Here is an 18,017-nt window from a genome sequence, read left to right as displayed (position 1 = left end):
GGTCCCCTTAGGACGAAAATCGTCTCAAGGGGACCCTTCATGACACCTCAGCCGAGGGGATCGAAGTCCAGGGCGGCCAAGCGGCCCGGATCGGCGAGGATGTCGATCGCCGCGATCTTCCCGTCCACGACGGTGAACGCGAAGACCGTCGCCGGGACGCCGTCCTTGGTGACGACCATCCCCGCCGCGCCGTTGACCAGCGCCGGCCGGAGGACACCGCCGGCACCCGTGGCCCGGAACATGAGCGCCTGGCTCGCGACCGTGGCCGCCCCGCGCACGAAGCGCGAGGTCCCCGCCGGAGCCGCGCCGCCCTCGGAACGCAGGATGACGTCCGGGTCGAGCACCGAGACCAGCGCGTCGAAGTCACCGTCCCGTGCCGCGGCGAAGAACGCGTCGACGACCGCCCGCTGGCGGCTCAGGTCCGCGTCGGGGACCGTCGGCGAGCCCCGCAGACGGCGGCGGGCACGGCTGGCGAGCTGCCGGGTCGCCGCGGAGGACCGGCCCACGATCGGCGCGATCTCGTCGAACGGCAGGGCGAACATGTCGTGCAGTACGAACGCGAGCCGCTCGGCGGGGTCCAGGGTGTCGAGCACGACCAGAAGCGCCAGCCCGACCGAGTCCGCCAGCAAGGCCTGGTGTTCCGGGTCCACCCCGCCTTCGCGGCCGATGATCGGGTCGGGCAGCTGCGCGCCGACCGGATCTTCCTGCCGCGACTTGCGCGAGCGCAGCATGTCGAGGCAGATCCGGCCGACGACGGTGGTCAGCCAGCCGCCGAGGTTGTCCACGTCGTCGGCGTCCGACCGGCTCAAGCGCAGCCAAGCCTCCTGCACGGCGTCGTCCGCCTCGCTCAGCGAACCGAGCATCCGGTACGCCACCGCCCTCAGGTGCGTCCGGTGCCCTTCGAAGCGCCGCGCCAGCCAGTCGTGTTCGTCCACGGTCCCCATCCTTCATCGATCAGTCGTAACCCTGACGTGTGGGGGAGCGAAGATGTGACAGGCCTTCAGCCGCGGGTGGCCGCCTGGATCGCCGACGAACGGAGAGCGTTCGCCGCCGCGCCGACGATCATCCGGCCGATCTGCGACGGCGTCGCTCCGGCGCTCTTGAGCAACGCCAGCTCCGGAGCGCGCTGCCGGATCAACAGCGACAGCGTCGAGAGGGTCGCGAACAGGACGATCACCATTCCCCAGCCCCCGACGACGCTCGCCATGAGCAACAGCGTTCTCCCGGCGTCGGGTCCGGCGGTCGTCCGAGTGTCCAAAAGGGACGCGAAGGTCATCAGGATCGTGGCACCGAAGAACAACGCGACGAAGCTCGCGATGAACCCGGTCGGGCGACGGCGGAGCGACGAGAAAACCAGTTTGGTCGCGATCATGCGGACTGCCCTCCCCAGGGGTTTGCCGCCAGGTTAGGGAGAGCCGACGGCGCCGGACAGGGGACAGGCCCCCGTGTGCGAGGTGGGGCCGGCCCTACCGTTTCGGGTAGCCGCCGTCGACCTCCTTCACCGGCTTGTGCGGGAAGCGGCGCTCGGCGTAGGCCTTCGCCGCCGAACCCTCCCGCACGTACAGGGTCTCCACCTTGTCCTGCAACGGTTTCACCACGTTCCCGAGGAAGCCTCGCCGGTCGTCGAGGTAGGGCCCGAGCACGTCTTCACCCGCCGGGCAGACGGCCATGCAGTACGCGGCCTTGTAGTTCGGCTTGAACGCGAGGCTCTGCCACATCGACACGTTCTCCGAGTCGGTCACCCTCGACCGGAAGTCGGCGGCGTCCTCGCTGTCGGCCACGGTCTGCGCCCAGTCGGTGAATCCGCTCATGAACTCGCGGTAGTTGTGCGTCGAGCAAGCGACGAAGTCGAACTCGCCGGTCTTCGAGATGGCTCCGATCGGGCAGGCCGCGACGCACAGCTTGCAGTCCAGGCAGGGGTTGTAGTCGAGGGCTTCGCCGTGTTCGGACACCTCGGCGTCGAGCAGCAAGGTCGCCAAGAGCACGAAGTTGCCGAACTTCGGGTGGATCACGTTGCGGTGCAGTCCCATGGCGCCGAGCCCGGCCGCGACGGCGACGGTCTTGTGCGCGACCACCCAGATCCGGCCGGGGTAGTGCTCCATCTCCATCGGGAACGTCGCCGACGGGTTGATCGCGCGGTGGCCGGCGTCCTGTAGCGCGCGGACGATGGTGTGACCGGCCTCGTTGATGATTTCGCCGCCGCGGTGGAACTCCTGGTTCGCCACGCTGCGGGCGGGGGACCGGACGTTGTCGCGGTTCATCCGCACCACGAGCGAGACGAGGGTCTTGGTGCCGGGAAGTGCCCGCAGGACGTGCTCGCGTTCGCCTGCCAGATCCGGGTGGTCGAGCGAGACGGCGGCCGCGTCGTCGGCGCCCGCGGCCAGGCAGATGTCCTTGAGCCAGGCCGCGTCGATCACCGGAGACGGCTTGTCGCTAGGGTTGGCGAGCACCGCCTGCACCGACGGATGGTCCGCGAGTTTCCTGGGCAGCCGGCCGGTCACAACGCCTCCAGGATGGTCGCGTTGGCCTGGCCGCCGCCTTCGCACATCGCCTGGAGCCCGTACCGGGCGCCGTGGTGGTGCAACGCGTTGACCAGTGTGCCCATCAGCCGGGTCCCGCTCGCGCCGAGCGGATGGCCCAGCGCGATCGCGCCGCCGTGGACGTTGACCTTGGCCGGATCGGCCCCGATCTCCTGCTGCCACGCCAGTACGACACTGGCGAACGCCTCGTTGATCTCGAACAGGCCGATGTCGGACAGGCGCAACCCCGCGCGCCGCAGCACCTTCTCCGTCGCCGGGATGACGCCGGTGAGCATGAGCAGCGGATCGGACCCGGTGACCGCGAAACTGTGCAGGCGGGCGCGGGGACGGAGGCCCAGCCGGGCCGCGGTCTCGCTGGAGGTGATGAGGACCGCGGACGCGCCGTCGTTGATCGGGCTGCTGTTGCCCGCGGTCACCGACCAGTCGATCTGCGGGAATCGCGCGGCCACGGCCGGGTCCTGGAACGCCGGTCGGAGTTTCGCCAGTGTTTCGAGGTCGGTACCCGGGCGGACGGACTCGTCGGTGGACACGAGGCCCGACGGCGTCTCGATCGGCACGATCTGGCTCGCGAACCGCCCGAGTTCGTGCGCTCGCGCCGCCTTCCGGTGCGAAGAGACGGCGAACTCGTCCATCGCCTCCCGGCTGAGCGACCACTTCGCGGCGATGAGTTCCGCGCTGATCCCCTGGGGCACCAGACCTTCGGGATAGCGCTCCGCGACGCCGGGGCCGAGGGGATCGGTGCCCGGCAGCACGTTCGACCACATCGGGACGCGGCTCATGGACTCGACACCACAGGCGATGACGATGTCGTAAGCACCCGCCATCACGCCCTGCGCGGCGAAGTGCACGGCTTGCTGGCTGCTCCCGCACTGCCTGTCGACGGTGGTCGCGGGCACGGTTTCGGGCAGTCCGGCCGCGAGCGCCGCCCATCGCGTGACGTTCTGAGCCTGCTCACCGACCTGGTCTACCGCGCCGCCGATGACGTCGTCGATCAGCGCCGGGTCGATTCCGTTGCGGTCGACGAGTGCCCGCAACGTGTGGGCGAGCAGCTGGACCGGGTGGATCTCGTGCAGGGCGCCGCCGGGCTTGCCCTTGCCGATCGGGGTACGGACGGCGTCGACGATGACCGCGTCGTGCACGGCTGCCTCCAGTAGTGAGTTGGGATCTCCAACTCACTGTGGCATCGAGTGGGTTGGAAATCAAGACTCACTGGGTTTACGCTGGTCGCATGACCGAAGGACCGAGGGACTGCTCGATCGCCAACGCGATGGAGGTGATCGGGGAGCGCTGGAGCCTGCTCGCGCTGCGCGAAGTGTTCTTCGGGGCGCGGCGATTCGACCAGATCGTCCGCAACACCGGGGCGAGCCGCGACATCCTGACCGCGCGGCTGCGCAAGCTCGTCGAGACGGGAATCCTCGAAAAGCGGCTCTACGAGGAGCATCCGCCGCGCTACGAGTACGTGCTCACGGAGGCGGGGCACGCTCTCAACCATGTGCTGCTGAACCTGATGGCGTGGGGCGACCGGTATGTCACGGAAGGGCCGCCGCCGACGGTGTGGCGCCACGCGTGCGGTGAGGAACTCGCGCCGGAGACGGTGTGCGCGCACTGCCGAGAACCTGTGCGGGAGAAGGACATGACGCTGGTGCGGAGCAGTCGGCGCACTCGCGATTCTTGAGCGGTGAGGAGGGTTCTGGCGGGGCAAGCGACTGGCGTCGGATCGCTCGCGCGCCGACCTTCACGCCCGGCCGGAGTGTGTGACCGGCGAGTGTGGAGGATTTGGGACGTTCAATGTCCCGGATCTTCCACGCTCGGTCTGGTTGGTGTGGGAGTCGGGGCGGTGAATGTCCTGGCTCTGGTCACCGGTCGCGCCTGGCGCGACCTTGATCAACGGAGGATCGGGGACGTTGAGTGTCCCGGATCCTCCGTTGATCAAGGTCCGAAGCCGGGGCGGCCCCCACGGTGAAGGAATTGGGACGTTGAACGTCCCAATTCCTACATCGTCGCGCCCTTGCAGCCTCGGAACCACCACTCTCGCCCAGTTCGGCTGTGGGTAGGTAAACACCGGTCCGCTCTGACCCGAAACGTCACTCACGACCACCTGGACCGACCTGCACGTGAGTGGTGTCGGGGATCGCTCCGGTTCGGCGGCCAAAGCGTTTCAGGGGACTCAGTTCGCAGTGTCGCGAAAGCCACTTTCGCAACCTTCAGCGTTGCGAAAGTGGCTTTCACAACCTCCCTGACCAGCGGAGAGGCGACTTTGCCGAGACCCTGGCGCTGGACGCAAGGAAGCGGCCTTCATGTACCCAAGTGGGGCAATCGTCAGCCGCGGGTCTTCCATTCCCGCGCGATCATCCGCATGAGTGCCGGATAGATGATCGTGTACCGGAACGGCTTGATGAATCCCATGTACGCCCGGCCGAACACACCGTTGGGTTTGACCAGTACCGCCATCTGGCCGCGATACCCGCCCTGGCCGTCCTCGACCCATGCGATGTGCAGGACGCCGTGCATGGTCCGGTTCGCCATCTCGGCGGCGAATTCGTCGTCGAGCCGGTAGAGCGGGGTGAACGGGAGCCAGTCCTCGTCCGGCCCCGTCGGCGTGCCACGCAAGTCGTCGGGCAGCCGGTCGCGAAGCGATCCCACCCGGGCGTCGAGGCCGGAACTCCGCTCGTCCAGTCCGAGCAATCCGCCGAGCTTCCAGCGCAGCGCCCACAGCGCCCGGACCGGGAGCGGTGCCCCGTCGGGGAAGTTCCCCGACGAGAACTGCTTCACCAGCTTGTCGAAATCGTCGGGTCCGCCGGGCGTGTCCAGCGCCCAGACGTCCTCGAGGGCGAAGTCCCCGGCGATTTCGTGGATCCGCCAGGAACGCGTGGTGTGGGCCGTGTCCGCGAGTTTCATGCCGACACCAGCTGGACGATCTCGCGCGGGCGGATCTCGCGGTCGTCGAAGGCGACGTCCACGTCCGCGGAGCCAAGGGCCTGCATCGATGCGGCCTGCGCCGCCGCGGATTCCCAGCGCGCGATCGACACCACGGCGTCACCCGCGGCGGTGACCCAGCATTCCGCGCCGAGACAGCCCGGAGTGGAGCTCAGCACGCCGGCGACTCGCCGCACTCGTGCGACGAATTCGTCGTGATGGTCGGCGTGCGGGTAGTGCGTTGCCACGAATCCGACAGTCATGTCGTTGGTTCCTCCCAGTGAACTCCGCCATCTATACGGTAGCGTATATATCGTCTTCGTGGTGCCGGAGTGACGGGAGATACGGTGATCGCATGGCCGCAGAAACCCGGACCCCGCCGAGCGCCTGGATCGACGCGGGACTGCTCGCCCTGGCCGCCGGAGGGCCCGGCGCCGTCCGTGTCGAGGCGCTCGCGAAAGCGTTGGGTGTCACCAAAGGCGGCTTCTACGGTCATTTCGCCGACCGGGGCGCGCTGCTCGACGGAATGCTCGCAACCTGGGAGCGGATGAGCACCGAGTTGATGTTCGAGACCGTCGAGCGCGAGGGCGGGGACGCCAGGGCGAAGATCCGGCGTGCCGGGCTGCTCGCGGGCGACCGCGTGTTGCCGATCGACCTCGCGATCCGGGACTGGGCCCGGCGTGACTCCGAGGTGGCCGAACGGCTCCGGCGGGTCGACAACCGGCGGATGGACTATCTGCGTTCGCTCATGCTCGAGATCTTCACCGACGAGGACGAGGTCGAAGCCCGCTGCCTGCTCGCGTTCTCGCTCTTGATCGGCAAGCACTTCATGGCCGCCGATCACGGCGGACGCAGCCGGGACGAGGTCACCGAACTGGCCGGGAGCCTGATTCTCGGTGGCGTTCCCGGTCATGACGGCTGACGCGGGCCACCGGCTTCTCGCCTTCCTGCGCGAGCTTCGGGAAACCGCCACGTGGGCGGTCGAGGTCGCCGGGCCGAGATGGCAGCTCAGCGGAGCGATCTGGAAGGCCGCCGTGGACGTCGAACCGCGGCGCTGGCTCGGGTTGGCCTTCGAGGCCCTGGACCCCGTGACCGGCAAGCGCGCCACCTACGACATCGACACCGATCTGTACGACCTGTCGCAGGACAAGCAGTGCGAGTTCGCGGAGGAGATCGAACGCGACATCATCGAATTCCTCGACAACCTGAGGAAAGGAGTCGTCCTGCGCGGGAACGACGGAGCGAAGTTCGTGCTTGTCTTCCCGCTGGACGGCTCCTATGTCCGCGTCGTCCAAGGTCGCTTCCTGGGCAGTGCGACCACTCGCCCCAGTCTTGTCGCGGCCCAGGCCGGTGGCGATTACGTCCCGGTCGAGTGACGCGCTAGTCGTCGTCCTCTTCGGGCGCCGTCGGGACCTGCTTGCGCGCGACGTAGACGAGCAGCCCGATGATCACCACGGGGCCGACGAAGATCAGGATTTCGTCCCAGCCGCCCTGGTGCATCATCATCACCCGCGCCGCGATGGTCATGAGCCGGAGACCAGCGCGATCCCGAGCGCGGTGTAGCCGATCATCAGTGCCAGCATGGGGTACTGGCCCACCTTGACGTAGTTCGCGCGCAGCACGCCGACGGAACGATCATGTGCCGAGGTTACGGCCAGTACGTGCCCGACGACGATTCCGGCGATCTGCACCAGCGCGATCACCCCGGTCGAGACGACCGTGTAGTCGATCGCGCGGCCGAAGCCCTGCTGCCCGGAGAACACGGCGAACGAGAAGTAGTGCGCGACGGTGTAGCCGACCATGATCGGGATCAGCGACGGCGCGAACGCGGGATACGGGTCGAACCCTCGCCGTAGGTACGGCCTGGTCAGGCTGATGGCGCCGGCGTAGGCGCCGTAAGTGAGCGCGACGCAGGCCGCGAGCCCGGCGGTGCCGCCGAGGACGCCGGCGTCCAGCGACGTCCAGAAGGGGAGCCGGGTCAGGCCGTCGAACGCCGTCGAACCGAGCACGACCAGGACCAGTGCGGTCAGCCACGGCGCGGGGGAGATGGTGAGCAAGCCGTCCAGTGGATTCCGGACGACCAGACGCCCGTCGCCGCGCCTGCCGAAGGGGGAGAGGGCCGCGATCAGGCGGGCGTAGACCTCGAAAGCGTCGGCGCGATCGAACCAGCGCGGACCGAAGACCACCCCGAGCGCAATGTGTATAACGGCATACACGGTGCAGAACAGGGCGATCGCTTTCGGCGAGTCCGAGTGCGGGTAGACCAGTTCCAGCCAAAGAAACGCCAAGAGGCCGACGATCGCGGGCAGGTAGCCCAGCCGGTCCGAAAGCTCGCGGTGCCGGAAGGGAATCAGCGACGCGACCGTCCTCAGTGGATTCAGTCGTCGCCAGACCGGGCCGAACAGCAGTGAAAGCGGGACCAGGCCGACCCAGAACCAGACGTAGAACCACGCCGGAGCGGGATTGTCGGCCGAATCGGCGGGGCCGGCCCACGCCATCACGAGGAAGCCCGCGAACAACGCCACGCCGACCACGCGTGACGCGACCCGGGAGAACGCGCCGTCGATGAACCGTTCGAGGCCGAGGGGGAGTGCGCGGCCGGCGTCGGCGCCGCGGAGTTTGGGTTCCTTCCAGAGCGCGGTGAGCGCGAAGAACGAGACCACGACGGCCGCCGCTGCCGCGTAGAGCGCGAGCCACAGCGGGACCGGCAGATCGGACCGGCCGCCGAGACCGTGCGCCAGGATCATCCGCCGACCCGGAGCTTGGTCACCGCCGCGCCGCTCTTGTGCAGTTCCACCTCGAAGATCCCGTCGATGTTCGCGGTGAAGGAGACCGTCCCCGGAACCCCGGGTGCCAGCTGAGCGGCCTTGTCGTAACCGTGGACGTGCAGTTCGTCCGCCTGGTCGGAGGTGACCTCCAGTGCGACGTTCTCGCCGGTGCGCACCGCGACCTCCTCCGGGCCCGCCGTGCGCTTGCCCTCGGCGATCGAGAACTTCACCGTCTTGGTGCCGGTGCCCGGGGCGGGTTCGGACCCGCTCGTTCCCGAGCAGCCGGCCACGGCCAGCAGTGCCGCCACGGTGATCCCGCAGATCCTCCGCATCGAGGTCCCTTCAAGTCGTACGCCCCGGCTTGCCTGGCCGAGGCCGTGCCCCTATCGTGTTACCCCAAGGTAACAGTTACTCAGGTTAGCAGGAAGGCGAACAACGGTGTTCATGGCTCAGGAGAGCCCGCCTGCCGGCGGTGCGCAATTCGGGCAGATCGTCATCGCGGGCCTGATGTTCACCGCGGTCTTCCTGCCCTTGGCTGTCTTCGTCCTCCGCGAGCGCGCGGGGAAGCGGACCGTCGTCGGCCGCGTCGCCGACTGGATGGGCGACTTGAGCGGCTTGCCGCGCTGGGCGGCGCTGCCGATGTTCGTCGCCTTCCTGTCCGGGATGTCGGCGCTGATCGGCGTCTACTGGGACGTCCCGATCCACATGGAGCTCGGCCGCGACGAAGGCCCGCTGGCGAACCCGTCGCACTACCCGATCTACTTCGGACTGATGGGTATCTTCGCCAGCGGTGTGCTCAGCGCGACCCTGGCGACCAAGGATCTGCCCAAGAGGACGTTCAAGATCGGCCCACACTGGAAGGCGCCGATGGGCTCCATCCAGATGATGGCGACCGGTCTGGTCGGCATCGCCGGGTTCCCGCTCGACGACGTCTGGCACCGGCTGTTCGGCCAGGACGTCACCGAATGGGGACCGACCCACGTCCTGATGATCGGTGGCGGCGTCTGTGTCGTGCTGGGTCTCCAGCTGCTGCTCGGCGAGGCGCGTCAGGTCGGCGCGACCGGACCGATCGTGCGCCTGCTCGGCCCGGTGCTCGCCGGTGCCTGGATGATGGGCGCGTCGGCGTTCCTCATGGAGTTCGACCTCGGCGTCCCGCAGTTCCCGATGCTGTCCCAGGTCGTGCTCGTCGGCCTGATCGGCGCCTGGACGCTGACCTACGGACGACTGTCCTGGGGTCCGGGTGGCGCGCTGATCGTCGTCGCCGTCTTCCTGGTCACTCGCGCGTCCTTCACCGTCCTCCCGCTGTTCGCCGACCTGCACGTGGCATCGCTGCTGCCGTACGTCGCCGAGGCGGTGATCATCGAGGTCGTCGCGCTCGCGATGCGCAACCGGCAGGGCTACACCTTCGCCGCCGTCGCCGGTCTGCTCGTGGGGACGGCCGGGATGCTCGCCGAGGCGGCGTTCACCCGGTGGCTGATGCCGAACCCGTGGCCGACCGCCCATCTGCCGTTGTTCGTCCTGTTCGGGACCGGCGCGGCACTCGCGGGCGCGTTCATCGGCGTCTGGCAGTACCAGCGAGTGGAGGAGACGGCGACGCTGGTGCCCGCGGCCGGTCCCCGGCACGTGGTCGGGCTCGTCGGCGCGCTGGGCGCGGTCGTCCTGATGTCGGCGGTGGCCGTCCCGCAGGATCCGGAAGCGGACTTCACCGCGGACGTCCGGCTGACCGAGGCCGCGGCCGGACAGCCGATTTCGAACCCGCACGGTGGCGGCACGCCCCGGTGGGTCGACGCGACCGTCACGATCTCGCGGCCCGATCTGGCCGACGACTCCGTCTGGCTCAACGGCTTCGCCTGGCAAGGCGGCGACTTCTTCACCGCGCCGCTGGAGAAGATCGGCGACGGTGTGTACCGCACTGTCGAGCCGCTGCCGGTGTTCGGCCAGTGGAAGACCGGGATCCGCGTGCACGTACCGAATCGGATGATGGGGCTTGCCCCGATCTACGCGCCCGCCGACCCCGCCGCGAACGCCCCGTCGATCGAAGCGTCGTCCGGTTCGCGGCCGTTCATGTCCGAGATCGAGTTCCTCCAGCGGGAACGGAAGTCGGAGACGCCCGCCGTGCTGTGGACGATCGCGTACGCCACCGTCGGGTTGATCTTCGCCGGCATGTGGGCGCTGTTCGCGTGGCTGTACGCGGGTGCCGCCACCGCGCGACGGCGTGAGGTCTCCGTCGGCTGACCCCCGCGTTTCGTCCTCTGGATGCGGTACTTGCACACGCAACTACCGCATCCGGAGGACGAAACGCTTTGCTCTCACTTCGTCGCACGTATCGATTGAGCATCATCGCGCGCAAGCCTTTTGCAAGCAGGCTTCCCTTGAATACCCAGGACACCGCACGTGTCGCCGGTTCGCGCGCCGAAACGGTGACTCAGTGCGACGTCATTGAAGCGTAAAGTAGCTGTTGACCACGCGACGGCATCCGCTGTGCACGATCGGTATTGGCGAGTCATTGCGCGGTTACCGCGACATGTGGTTACTTTTCCGCCTCGGGGGTTGGGACACAGCGAATTTCGATGGGGTGGTCTTCGTGCGCACAGAGCGTTTTCCGAAGCGACGGCGCGGTCTTCGCGTGGTCGCGGTCCTCGCCGCTTCGGCGGTCGCGACGGTGCCGTTCGTGCCCGCCGCGGCGGCGCAGCAACAGGGCAAGGTCCTCCGGGTGGCGCTCACGACCGGGATCGACCACCTGAACCCCTTCACCGCCCAGCTGTCGGCGGCGACGCAGGTCGGCCGGTTCAACTACGAGTTCCTGACCCTGCCCTCGGCCGAGGACACCCAGCCCACGGGTGGCGTGGCCGAGTCGTGGACGACGTCGGACGACAAGCTCACCTGGACCTTCACCATCCGCCAGGGGATGAAGTGGTCCGACGGCAAGCCGGTCACCGCGCAGGATCCCGCGTACACCTTCCAGCGGATGCTCGACGACGAGAACGCCCGCACCGCGAACGGCAGCTACGTCAGCAACTTCGCGTCGGTGTCGGCGCCGGACGACAAGACGCTCGTCATCAAGACCAAGGCACCGCAGTCGAGCATGACCTCGCTCGACGTCCCGATCGTTCCCAAGCACATCTGGGAGCCGATCAAGGACCTCAACGCCCCCTCGACCGACGAGATGGCCGTCGTCGGAGTCGGCAGCGGGCCGTACCTGCTGACCGAGTACAAGAAGAACGAGTTCGTGAAGTTCAAGGCGAACAAGGACTACTGGCGCGGCGCGCCCAAGGTCGACGAACTCCAGCTGCTCCAGTTCAAGGACGCCGAGGCGGCGGTGAACGCGCTGAAGCAGGGCGAGGTCGACGTCATCAACCGGCTCACGCCGACGCAGTTCGACGCGCTCAAGGGCGAGAAGAACATCACCACGAACAAGGCCCCCGGCCGCCGGTACAACGAGCTCATCATCAACTTCGGCGTCAAGAACGTGGTCGACCAGCCGATCGGTGACGGAAACCCGATCCTGAAGGACGTCCGCGTCCGCAAGGCGATCGCGCAGGCCATCGACACCAAGTCCATCGTGGACAAGGTCATGAACGGCTACGGCCAGCCCGGGACCGGTGTCGTGCCGGCGATCTACAAGACCTACAACTGGACCCCGTCCGACGCCGAGAAGACGAAGTTCGACATCGCGGCCGCGAACGCCACCCTCGACCAGGCGGGCTACGCCAAGGGAGCGGACGGCATCCGCGTCGCCCCCGGCGGCGCGAAGCTGGAGTTCCGCCTCGCCGGTCACGCGAACCGGCCGTTCGACCAGCGCACCGTCCAGTTCGTCAGCGGCTGGCTCAAGGACATCGGCATCGGCGTCAAGCAGGAGCTCGTCTCCGACGACGAGGTGGACGACCGCACCACCGCGGGCAACTACGACCTCGCGATCTCCGGCTACGGCACCTCGCCCGACCCGGACTACGCGCTGAGCCTGAACACCTGCGCCGGCCGCCCGAACGCCCAGGGCAACGGCGGCAGCTCGGCGACGTTCTTCTGCGACCCGCGCTACGAAGACCTGTACAAGAAGCAGCTGACCGAGTTCGACCCGGCCAAGCGCGCCGAGATCGTCAAGCAGGCCCAGGCGATCCTGGCGGGGGAGTACGTCGACGTCGTCCTGGACTACGACAACGTGCTCGAGGCCTACCGTTCGGACAAGTTCTCCTCGTTCACCAAACAGCCGCAGCCCGACGGCGCGATCCTCGAGCAGTCCGGCTACTGGGGCGTCTACGGCGCCACTCCGGCCGACGCGGCCGGGGCGAGCTCGGAGGACGGCGGAAGCAACACCGGACTGTGGATCGGCATCGGCGCGGTCGTGCTCGTGGTGCTCGTCGGCGGCGGCGTGCTGCTCGGGCGGCGCGGCAAGTCGGCCGACGACCGGGAGTAAAGGACAGCGTTGACCGAAGCACTCAGTTCCCTCGATCAGCCCTCGGCGCTCGTCGACCCCGACGAGCGCCGAGGCGGGACCGGCACCGCCCGGTTCGTCCTCACCAAGATCGGCGAGGCGGTGGCCAGCCTCGTCCTGGTGGTCGTCCTCGGCTTCTTCCTGTTCCGGATGCTGCCCGGCGACCCGGTCCGGACCATGGTCCGCGACCGGCCGACCGACGCGAAGATGATGGCGGAACTGCGCGAGCAGATGGGCGTGGACAAGCCCCTGCTGGTGCAGTTCTGGGACTACATCACCGGTCTGCTGACCGGTGACATGGGCCAGTCCTACATCCTGCGGCAGCCGGTCGCCGGCCTGATCGGGGAACGGCTGTGGCCGACCATCCTGCTCGTCGGCAGCGCGACGGTGCTCGCGATCCTGCTCGGTCTGTGGCTCGGCATCCGCGCCGCTTGGCGTCGCAACAGCTCCTTCGACCGCGTCCAGACCGGGATCGCGCTCACGCTGTGGTCGGTGCCGCAGTTCTGGCTGGGGCTCATCCTGCTGGTCGCCACGAACGGGCTCTTCCCCAGCCGCGGCATGCACTCCCCGGACGTCGAGCCGGGGTTCTTCTCCGAAGGCCTCGACGTCCTGCACCACCTGGTGCTGCCCTGTCTGACCCTGCTCGTGGTCTTCTACGCCCAGTACATGCTCGTGATGCGGTCGTCCCTCATCGGGGAGATGAACTCCGATTACCTCACCACCGCGCGGGCGAAGGGGTTGCGGGACGACCTGGTCCGGCGCAAGCACGCGGTGCCCAACGCCCTTCTGCCGACCGTCACACTCATCTTCATCCAGTTCGGCATGGTGGTGTCCGGTGCGGTCTCGGTGGAGGCCGTGTTCAGCTGGCCCGGCCTCGGCCAGCTGCTCTACACGTCGCTCCAGGGGCCGGATCTTCCTCTCCTGCAAGGAGTATTCGTGGTTCTGGCCGGTGCGGTCGTGGTGATGAACCTGTTCGCGGAACTGCTCTACCGCGTACTCGACCCGAGGGTGCGGACGGCATGACCGCCACGGACAAACCGAGCACGATCGCCTGGCGCCGTCGCCGGGCGGCGGTGGCGAAACACTGGCGCGAGTTCGCGGCCAACAAGGCCGGGCTGACCGGCTTGATCTTCCTCGGTCTCATCACCGTGCTGGCGATCCTGGCGCCGGTCCTGACCGACGAGTCCGGCCTCGACGTCACCAAGGTCACCGGTGGTCCGCTGGAGCCCCCGAGCGGGGAGTTCTGGCTCGGCACCGACATCGACGGCCGGTCCGTCCTCCTGATGACGTACTGGGGCGCGAGGATCTCCCTGCTCGTCGGATTCTCCGCCGCGTTCCTCTCGGTGCTGATCGGCACGATCATCGGGATCGCGGCCGCGCATTTCGGCGGCTGGCTCTCCAGCCTGCTGCTGCGGTTCACCGACTTCTTCCTGGTGCTGCCGTCGCTGGTGCTGGCCGTGGTCCTGGCGGCCGTCCTCGACCGGAACACGGCGACCGTCATCATCGCCATCGGGGTCACCGCGTGGCCGAGCACCGCGCGGTTGGTCCGGGCGCAGACCCTGACCATCGAGAGCAGGCCGTACATCGAGCGCTCGAAGGCGCTCGGCGGGGGACATCTGCACATCGTCGGCAAACACGTGCTGCCCGGTGTCATGCCGCTCGTGCTCGCCAACACCACGCTCGTGGTCGGCAACGCCGTCATCGCGGACGCCACGCTCGCCTTCCTGGGGGTCGGTGACCCGAACTCCATCTCCTGGGGCGCGATGTTGCAGAGCGCGCTGAACAACGGAGCCATCACCCGGGGCGCCTGGTGGAATCTGCTGCCGCCGGGTATCGCGATCGTCGTGATCGTCCTCGGTTTCACCCTCGTCGGACGTGCGCTGGAAACCGTGCTGAACCCGCGACTGAAGGGACAGCACTCATGAGCCCCTTGCTGGAACTGAAGAACCTCGGCGTCACCTACGCCACCGGCGGCGGCGAGGTCGCCGCCGTCCGGGGCGTCGACCTGGTGCTCGAACCCGGTGACACGCTCGGCGTGGCGGGAGAGTCGGGGTCGGGGAAGTCGACGGTCGCGATGAGCGTGCTGCGGCTGCTCCCGCGTTCGGCGAAGGTCACTGGCGAGATCCTGCTCGACGGCGAAGACGTCACGGCCATGAAATGGGGCAGGCTGCGCGCGGTGCGCTGGGCCGAGGCCTCGGTCGTTTTCCAGGGCGCGATGCACGCGCTCAACCCGGTCCGCAAGATCGGCGAGCAGATCGCCGAGCCGATCCGCCTGCACCCACCCGGTGGCAAGGCGCCGTCGGAGAGCGAGGTGCGGGCCAAGGTCGCGGAACTGCTCGAACAGGTCGACCTGCCGCCCGGCCGCGCCGGGGCGTACCCGCACGAGCTGTCCGGTGGGCAGAAGCAGCGCGTCATGATCGCGATGGCACTGGCCTGCTCGCCGCGGCTGATCATCGCGGACGAGCCGACGACCGCGCTCGACGTCGTCGTCCAGGCCCAGGTGCTCGACCTGCTGGGCAGGCTGGTCGCCGAACAGGGAATCGGGCTCATCATGATCAGCCACGACCTGTCGGTGCTCGCCGCGACCTGCCGCCGGATCGCGGTGATGTACGACGGCGAGATCGTCGAGGAACGGCCGAGCGCGGAACTGATGAGCGCGCCGCGCCACGAGCACAGCAAGGCGCTGGCGGCCGCGTTCCCGACCGTCGGCGACCCGGTGTCGCGGTTCGCGCCCGCCACGAGCACACCGCTGCCGCCGGAACCGGAACGCGACGGCGAGCGGCCAGCGCTGCTGGAGGCCGAGGACCTGCGCGTCAGTTTCCGCGACCGCGCCGGCAAGCGCATCGACGCCGTCGCCGGCGTGAGCCTCCAGGTGCGCAAGGACGAGATCGTCGCCCTGGTCGGGCAGTCCGGTTCGGGCAAGACGACGCTCGCCCGAACGCTGCTCGGCCTGCAGAAACCCGATTCGGGCGCCGTCCGGTACGACGGCAAGCCGGTCCCGCTCGGCGGCGCCGGGCTCAAGGCGTACCGGCGTCAGGTGCAGTTGGTGCTACAGGATCCGACCAGCGCGCTGAACCCGAACCACACGGTGTACGAGGCCGTCGCGGAAGGCCCCCGCATCCACGGACTGGGCGCGAACGAGCACGAGATCGTCACCAAGGCCCTCGAAGCGGCCGAACTGCGGCCCGCGGAGAAGTTCCTCGACCGGCTCCCGCACGAGCTGTCCGGCGGGCAGCGGCAGCGAGTGGTCATCGCGGGCGCGCTCGCACTGGACCCGGGCGTCCTCGTGGCCGACGAGCCGGTGGCGTCGCTCGACGCGTCGGTGCGGGGGGAGATCCTGGCGCTGCTGCTGCGTCTGCGGCGTCAGCTGGGTCTCGCCGGGCTCGTGATCACCCACGACCTCGGGCTGGCCTGGAACATCGCCGACAGGGTCGCCGTGATGTACCGCGGGGAGCTGGTGGAGGACGGCACCGTCGAAGAGGTCTTGTTGGACCCGAAGCACGACTACACGAAGTCGCTGCTCGCCGCGTTGCCCGGTGGTACCGCTCAGCGAGAGACGATCGACCGCTGAACGAAGGGAACCCCGCCCCCGACCCGGGAAGCACCCATTGCCGCGCACTCGCACAGGCGCGGTGTGTAACCTCCAATCTCGAAATGGCGACCACGACAGACACCCCGCAGACGCCCTCGTCCGGCTCGCTCGGCGAGCGGCTCCGGGTGCCTTCCCGGTTCCCGTACCGCACCATCGCGATGGGGACGATAGGCAGCACGCTGCTGATGCTGGCCGCGCTCGGCGCCGGCGGCATCCTCATCCGTGACCCGATCCTGGGGCACGGACCGTTGTCGTGGATCCGCTACGGCCATGGCCGCATGCTCGCCAACACGATGCTTTACACGGGCTTCGCGCTGATCATCTGGGCCTGGGTCCGGCTGGGCCGCTACGCGCTGGCCGGCCGGATCGGCAGCCGCCCGATCGTCATCGCCGCCGCGTGCTGGATGACGCCGCTGCTGGTCTCGCCGCCGCTGTTCACCCGCGACGTCTTCTCCTACCTCGCGCAGGGCGCGCAGCTGCTGAACGGGCTCGACCCGTACGCCAACGGCCCGGCCGAACTGGACGTGCTGCCGGACGTGGTGCAGAACGTCCACCCGCTGTGGCAGACCACGCCCGCGCCGTACGGCCCGCTGTTCCTGCTGTTCGCGAAGTGGATCGTCGGGATCACCGGCAACGACATGATCGCCGGCGTCGTCGCGACCCGCCTGGTGCTGATGATCGGCCTGATCGGGATGCTGTGGTCGCTGCCGCGGCTGGTCAAGCACCTCGGCGGCAAGCTGCCGATCACCCTGTGGCTCGCCATCGCCAGCCCGATGACGGTGATCCACCTCGTCGGCGGACCGCACAACGACCTGCTGATGCTGGGCTTCCTCACCGTCGGCGTGCTGGCCGCGCTGGAGCGCAAGCACGTCGTCGCGATCGTCCTGGTCACCATCGGCATGCTGATCAAGCCCACCGCGGCCTGGGCGCTGCCGTTCCTGGTCTGGGTATGGGCGAACCACCTGCCCGGCGACCGGAAGGTGGTCAATTTCCTCCGCGCGGGCGCCGCGTCGGTGGGGATCTTCCTGCCGGTGTTCGTCGCGGGCACCTGGCTCTCGCTCGGCTCGGTCAACCTCGGCTGGCTGGGCGGTCTCAAGGCGCCGACGCTGATCGCGAACTGGATGAACTTCCCGACCGGGATCGGCGAGATCTTCTACTCGCTGGTGAACCTGGTGGTCGACGTCGAGGTCTCGCCGTTCGTCACGGTGTTCCGGGCGATCGCGATGGTCGGCCTGTTCGTCTTCGCCGGCTGGCAGTGGTGGCTGGCCCGCGACGGGGGATACCCGGCGATCCACCGGATGGCGATCGTCCTGCTGGCCGGCGCGATCGTGCCGCCGCCATCGCTGCCGTGGTACCTGACCTGGGGTTTCGTCGTTCTGTCCGCCTTCGAATGGCGTCGCCGGAACCTCGCGGTCGTCGTCGCGGTGTCGGTGTTCGTGACGCTGGTGTACTACCCGACGGGGGAGCAGGCGCTCTACGACTGGTGGTTCATGGCCGGCGTCGTCGCCGCGAGCGTGTACGCCGCCGCTTCGCTGCTGCGGCCGGATCCGCTGGGGATCATCGCCGCCTGGCGGGGGAAGCCGGTGGACCAGTTCCTGCCCACCGAGGCTCCTCGCTCCTGACGTCCGCTGGTCCAGGTCTCCTTGAGGGAATCAAAATCCTTCAGGGACACCAAGTCGGGTCGCTTATCGCGGCCGACCTCTGGTTCGTGAAGTAGTGAAGGCCTCCTTCCCTACCTTGAGGGTAGGGAAGGAGGCCTTCACAGACTT

General features: G+C 68.4%; 18 protein-coding genes. 9 read left to right on the top strand and 9 right to left on the bottom strand.

All coding sequences use genetic code 11. The annotated features are described in order from the left end of the window. Positions 1-47 precede the first annotated feature (47 nt). The 4 genes from sigJ to CFP71_RS12825 all read right to left on the bottom strand — a co-directional run bounded on the left by sigJ (position 48) and on the right by CFP71_RS12825 (position 3,679). Positions 48-935 (bottom strand): RNA polymerase sigma factor SigJ, encoded by an 888-nt coding sequence (gene sigJ, locus CFP71_RS12840; RefSeq protein WP_093934092.1) that lies wholly within the window; start codon positions 933-935, stop codon positions 48-50. Positions 936-1,000: 65 nt separating this feature from the next. Beyond that, complete coding sequence (locus CFP71_RS12835; protein WP_244199648.1) at positions 1,001-1,372, bottom strand: FtsX-like permease family protein; 372 nt, start codon at positions 1,370-1,372, stop codon at positions 1,001-1,003. Between the two features lie 94 nt (positions 1,373-1,466). After that, on the bottom strand, positions 1,467-2,501 hold the full coding sequence (locus tag CFP71_RS12830; RefSeq protein WP_093934080.1) for a (4Fe-4S)-binding protein: 1,035 nt from the start codon (positions 2,499-2,501) through the stop codon (positions 1,467-1,469). Next, positions 2,498-3,679 (bottom strand): thiolase family protein, encoded by a 1,182-nt coding sequence (locus tag CFP71_RS12825; RefSeq protein WP_093934079.1) that lies wholly within the window; start codon positions 3,677-3,679, stop codon positions 2,498-2,500. Before CFP71_RS12825 ends, CFP71_RS12830 begins: the two co-directional genes overlap by 4 nt. Before the next feature lie 89 nt (positions 3,680-3,768). Here CFP71_RS12825 and CFP71_RS12820 point away from each other — a divergent pair, with 89 nt between their 5' ends. After that, positions 3,769-4,215, top strand: a complete 447-nt coding sequence (locus tag CFP71_RS12820; protein WP_093934078.1) for a winged helix-turn-helix transcriptional regulator — start codon at positions 3,769-3,771, stop codon at positions 4,213-4,215. 644 nt (positions 4,216-4,859) lie between these two features. Here the strand turns inward: CFP71_RS12820 and CFP71_RS12815 are convergent. Together CFP71_RS12815 and CFP71_RS12810 are read right to left on the bottom strand one after the other, a co-directional pair. Continuing rightward, positions 4,860-5,438: a DUF2867 domain-containing protein gene (locus tag CFP71_RS12815; protein ID WP_093934077.1), complete on the bottom strand. Its 579-nt coding sequence runs from the start codon at positions 5,436-5,438 to the stop codon at positions 4,860-4,862. Then, positions 5,435-5,719, bottom strand: coding sequence for an antibiotic biosynthesis monooxygenase family protein (locus CFP71_RS12810; protein WP_093934076.1), 285 nt, complete (start codon positions 5,717-5,719; stop codon positions 5,435-5,437). Before CFP71_RS12810 ends, CFP71_RS12815 begins: the two co-directional genes overlap by 4 nt. 92 nt (positions 5,720-5,811) lie before the next feature. Between CFP71_RS12810 and CFP71_RS12805 the strand changes: the two genes are divergently transcribed. Together CFP71_RS12805 and CFP71_RS44630 are read left to right on the top strand one after the other, a co-directional pair. Next, a complete protein-coding gene (locus CFP71_RS12805; RefSeq protein WP_093934075.1) occupies positions 5,812-6,378 on the top strand; it encodes a TetR/AcrR family transcriptional regulator in 567 nt (188 codons plus the stop codon). Next, positions 6,368-6,832, top strand: a complete 465-nt coding sequence (locus CFP71_RS44630; protein ID WP_244199647.1) for a hypothetical protein — start codon at positions 6,368-6,370, stop codon at positions 6,830-6,832. Before CFP71_RS12805 ends, CFP71_RS44630 begins: the two co-directional genes overlap by 11 nt. A gap of 4 nt (positions 6,833-6,836) precedes the next feature. On the opposite strand, the gene CFP71_RS44115 is transcribed toward CFP71_RS44630, so the two are convergent. The 3 genes from CFP71_RS44115 to CFP71_RS12790 are packed head-to-tail and all read right to left on the bottom strand — an operon-like array spanning position 6,837 to position 8,556. Next, on the bottom strand, positions 6,837-6,983 hold the full coding sequence (locus tag CFP71_RS44115; protein WP_167406098.1) for a hypothetical protein: 147 nt from the start codon (positions 6,981-6,983) through the stop codon (positions 6,837-6,839). Continuing rightward, positions 6,980-8,203, bottom strand: a complete 1,224-nt coding sequence (locus tag CFP71_RS12795; protein ID WP_093934074.1) for a hypothetical protein — start codon at positions 8,201-8,203, stop codon at positions 6,980-6,982. The genes CFP71_RS44115 and CFP71_RS12795 overlap by 4 nt, the downstream gene beginning before the upstream one ends. Then, entirely contained in the window at positions 8,200-8,556 is a 357-nt protein-coding gene (locus CFP71_RS12790) for a cupredoxin domain-containing protein (protein ID WP_093934073.1), read from the bottom strand. Before CFP71_RS12790 ends, CFP71_RS12795 begins: the two co-directional genes overlap by 4 nt. Before the next feature lie 112 nt (positions 8,557-8,668). On the opposite strand from CFP71_RS12790, the gene CFP71_RS12785 reads away from it, so the two are divergent. The 6 genes from CFP71_RS12785 to mptB all read left to right on the top strand — a co-directional run bounded on the left by CFP71_RS12785 (position 8,669) and on the right by mptB (position 17,870). Continuing rightward, positions 8,669-10,459 carry a hypothetical protein gene (locus CFP71_RS12785; protein WP_244199646.1) on the top strand — a complete coding sequence of 597 codons (1,791 nt, stop codon included), beginning with the start codon at positions 8,669-8,671 and terminating at the stop codon, positions 10,457-10,459. A 391-nt stretch (positions 10,460-10,850) separates the two neighbouring features. Then, complete coding sequence (locus tag CFP71_RS12780) at positions 10,851-12,638, top strand: ABC transporter substrate-binding protein (RefSeq protein WP_093934071.1); 1,788 nt, start codon at positions 10,851-10,853, stop codon at positions 12,636-12,638. A 9-nt stretch (positions 12,639-12,647) separates the two neighbouring features. Further along, on the top strand, positions 12,648-13,679 hold the full coding sequence (locus CFP71_RS12775; RefSeq protein ID WP_093934070.1) for an ABC transporter permease: 1,032 nt from the start codon (positions 12,648-12,650) through the stop codon (positions 13,677-13,679). Beyond that, on the top strand, positions 13,676-14,581 hold the full coding sequence (locus CFP71_RS12770) for an ABC transporter permease (RefSeq protein WP_093934069.1): 906 nt from the start codon (positions 13,676-13,678) through the stop codon (positions 14,579-14,581). The genes CFP71_RS12775 and CFP71_RS12770 overlap by 4 nt, the downstream gene beginning before the upstream one ends. Continuing rightward, positions 14,578-16,227, top strand: a complete 1,650-nt coding sequence (gene nikE / locus CFP71_RS12765) for a nickel ABC transporter ATP-binding protein NikE (protein ID WP_093934068.1) — start codon at positions 14,578-14,580, stop codon at positions 16,225-16,227. Before CFP71_RS12770 ends, nikE begins: the two co-directional genes overlap by 4 nt. A gap of 83 nt (positions 16,228-16,310) precedes the next feature. After that, entirely contained in the window at positions 16,311-17,870 is a 1,560-nt protein-coding gene (mptB, locus tag CFP71_RS12760; protein WP_093934067.1) for a polyprenol phosphomannose-dependent alpha 1,6 mannosyltransferase MptB, read from the top strand. Positions 17,871-18,017: the final 147 nt, after the last annotated feature.

The sequence above is a fragment of the Amycolatopsis thailandensis genome (assembly GCF_002234405.1).
GTDB classification, from domain to species: domain Bacteria; phylum Actinomycetota; class Actinomycetes; order Mycobacteriales; family Pseudonocardiaceae; genus Amycolatopsis; species Amycolatopsis thailandensis.
This window is presented reverse-complemented; position numbering and strand designations above follow the sequence as displayed.

What these genes read in the sequence shown, in the direction of transcription:
- CFP71_RS12815 (WP_093934077.1), bottom strand. Translation starts at nt 5,438, where the DNA reads ATGAAACTCGCGGACACGGCCCACACCACGCGTTCCTGGCGGATCCAC.
- CFP71_RS12785 (WP_244199646.1), top strand. Translation starts at nt 8,669, where the DNA reads ATGGCTCAGGAGAGCCCGCCTGCCGGCGGTGCGCAATTCGGGCAGATC.
- CFP71_RS44630 (WP_244199647.1), top strand. Translation starts at nt 6,368, where the DNA reads ATGACGGCTGACGCGGGCCACCGGCTTCTCGCCTTCCTGCGCGAGCTT.
- CFP71_RS12770 (WP_093934069.1), top strand. Translation starts at nt 13,676, where the DNA reads ATGACCGCCACGGACAAACCGAGCACGATCGCCTGGCGCCGTCGCCGG.
- CFP71_RS12820 (WP_093934078.1), top strand. Translation starts at nt 3,769, where the DNA reads ATGACCGAAGGACCGAGGGACTGCTCGATCGCCAACGCGATGGAGGTG.
- CFP71_RS12805 (WP_093934075.1), top strand. Translation starts at nt 5,812, where the DNA reads ATGGCCGCAGAAACCCGGACCCCGCCGAGCGCCTGGATCGACGCGGGA.
- mptB (WP_093934067.1), top strand. Translation starts at nt 16,311, where the DNA reads ATGGCGACCACGACAGACACCCCGCAGACGCCCTCGTCCGGCTCGCTC.
- CFP71_RS12795 (WP_093934074.1), bottom strand. Translation starts at nt 8,203, where the DNA reads ATGATCCTGGCGCACGGTCTCGGCGGCCGGTCCGATCTGCCGGTCCCG.
- CFP71_RS44115 (WP_167406098.1), bottom strand. Translation starts at nt 6,983, where the DNA reads ATGACCATCGCGGCGCGGGTGATGATGATGCACCAGGGCGGCTGGGAC.
- CFP71_RS12835 (WP_244199648.1), bottom strand. Translation starts at nt 1,372, where the DNA reads ATGATCGCGACCAAACTGGTTTTCTCGTCGCTCCGCCGTCGCCCGACC.
- nikE (WP_093934068.1), top strand. Translation starts at nt 14,578, where the DNA reads ATGAGCCCCTTGCTGGAACTGAAGAACCTCGGCGTCACCTACGCCACC.
- CFP71_RS12810 (WP_093934076.1), bottom strand. Translation starts at nt 5,719, where the DNA reads ATGACTGTCGGATTCGTGGCAACGCACTACCCGCACGCCGACCATCAC.
- CFP71_RS12790 (WP_093934073.1), bottom strand. Translation starts at nt 8,556, where the DNA reads ATGCGGAGGATCTGCGGGATCACCGTGGCGGCACTGCTGGCCGTGGCC.